The sequence below is a fragment of the Microcystis sp. M53603_WE2 genome (assembly GCF_030065435.1).
The window spans coordinates 1-1,886 of sequence record NZ_JASJFF010000711.1 but is presented as its reverse complement, the minus strand read 5'-3'; the positions used below and the strand labels follow the sequence as shown (position 1 = coordinate 1,886).

The window sequence follows — 1,886 nt, the reverse complement described above, 5'->3', positions numbered from 1 at the left end:
TTAACAATTTGTAATATTCCTTGTTGACACCCTTACTGACAAAGAAAAAACTGAAATCAAGTCAGGATAAGGGTTGGAGTGCTTACTGCAAAAATTGTTAAGAAAGATCCCTATAAGGGATAGCTTATTAAGGGGGGATCGGCACCCCCCTTATCAAGGGGGGCAGGGGGGATCGAACCTAAAATCCATTTTTAATTTAATTATAACCAACCACTTATAATAACTTTTTGGCAAAATCGATCGCTTCCTGAAAAACTGTAACTTGGCCCTCAATTTGGGCAATTTGTACCTCGGTTAATAACTTACCGATAACCGGACTGGGTTTCAGCTGTAAATGGTTAATTAAATCATCGCCCCTTAATAAAGGTCGGGGATGGGCGATAATATTATCGGGATCGAGATAGGAAGTCAACAGAGAAGCGACGATATTTTTGTTAATCCCCATTGATAAAGCAAAAAGGGCAAAGACAGGAAATACTTTTCCCGTATTTAGATAAATAAAATACTGTTCCCGCAGACTTAAATTATCTGCTTCTTTGAGGGGAGGTAAAGACTTAATTACCGTCATTACCGTGCGAATTTCCCCACGGGAATACTTGAGATCGATTAACTCTTTTTCCGCTTCTGCCAAAATATCCGATACCAATAGGGCCAATTTTGTCAACTGTAACTGAGAAGGGGAAAAGATAAATTTTTCCGGTAACAAAGATTCTAAAAATCCCGCTGCCGCTTCCACCCCCATAACTCGCTCCATTTTTGCGGGGGTAATCCGACGCAACCAGAGAGATAATAAGCCATCTTCCCAAGCACTTTTTAGCCATTTATTGCCACGGGAATTGAGCAAAAGGTAATTCAACTCGGATTGTACCCTTTCGGCGGCTACACGGTGCAATAAAGGGGCAAGAGAACGAATAGTTGCACGGGTATGGGGTTCGATCTCAAAGTCCAATTGAGCCGCTTGTCGATAGGCCCTTAATAATCTTAGGGGATCATCCTGGAGATTTTCGCGGGAAATCATCCGCAGGGATTGGCAGCCTAAATCTTTTAATCCCCCTAAAGGATCGAAAATTTCTTGGGTGTGGAGATTATAAGCGAGAGCATTAACGGTGAAATCCCGTCTTTTTAGGTCTATTTCTAGAGATTCTCCCTCCTGTTGTGCGAAATCAAGAGTACCCTGGGGAAAAACGACGCGAGCAATTTGACGAACGGCATCTAAAACCACAAAACCGGCTTTATACTGATGGGCAATAGTTTGGGCAATTTCGATCGCTTTTTCGGGAACCACAAAATCTAGGTCAATATAGTCTTTCTGACGGTTTAATAAAGCGTCTCGCACAGCACCACCGACTAAATAAGCATTTTCTGGCAATTCTTGCCGATTAATCGCAAAAACTTCTTTAACTAAACTATCTAGGTTTTTTTGACAAGACATCGAGAAGAGCAATTTACAAAAATATAATTTTTACCGGCCCTATTTGGGGAGAGACTGAGCTAGATTAACGGAAAAGACCTATAGAGTTAAACCTATGTGTATTTGTATTAACTGCTATTTTGTTGATCGCTGTCTCACCTATCATGCCGTAGAAACACAACATCAGGAACGTCATCTCACCGAGACACCGGACTTTGAAGCGAAGAACCCTTCTATTAACGTTAACATTCGCACCAAAGAAGATTATATCGAAATGGAGTGGGATGTGGTGGGTTGTGAAAGCTTTTTACGCGAAACCGGTAAATGGTCTAGTTTGCGGCCGGGTGAACCAATTCCCACCTAAAACACCTGAACTACCCATACATATCTACTACAAGAGCCGAAAGTTAATCCACAAATATGTCTTGGACAGCCAACGATTCGAGGAATGCGTAATTTAAGAGCGAGGTAAGTA

Annotated in this window: 2 protein-coding genes; one reads left to right on the top strand and one right to left on the bottom strand. The window is 41.6% G+C overall.

Going from position 1 to position 1,886, the window contains the following annotated elements:
• Positions 1-214 precede the first annotated feature (214 nt).
• A complete protein-coding gene (locus tag PX481_RS15330) occupies positions 215-1,432 on the bottom strand; it encodes a tRNA nucleotidyltransferase/poly(A) polymerase-related protein (RefSeq protein ID WP_002760104.1) in 1,218 nt (405 codons plus the stop codon).
• Positions 1,433-1,526: 94 nt separating this feature from the next.
• Between PX481_RS15330 and PX481_RS15325 the strand changes: the two genes are divergently transcribed.
• Positions 1,527-1,775: a Ycf34 family protein gene (locus PX481_RS15325; RefSeq protein ID WP_002760106.1), complete on the top strand. Its 249-nt coding sequence runs from the start codon at positions 1,527-1,529 to the stop codon at positions 1,773-1,775.
• Positions 1,776-1,886 lie beyond the last annotated feature (111 nt).

What these genes read in the sequence shown, in the direction of transcription:
- PX481_RS15325 (WP_002760106.1), top strand. Translation starts at nt 1,527, where the DNA reads ATGTGTATTTGTATTAACTGCTATTTTGTTGATCGCTGTCTCACCTAT.
- PX481_RS15330 (WP_002760104.1), bottom strand. Translation starts at nt 1,432, where the DNA reads ATGTCTTGTCAAAAAAACCTAGATAGTTTAGTTAAAGAAGTTTTTGCG.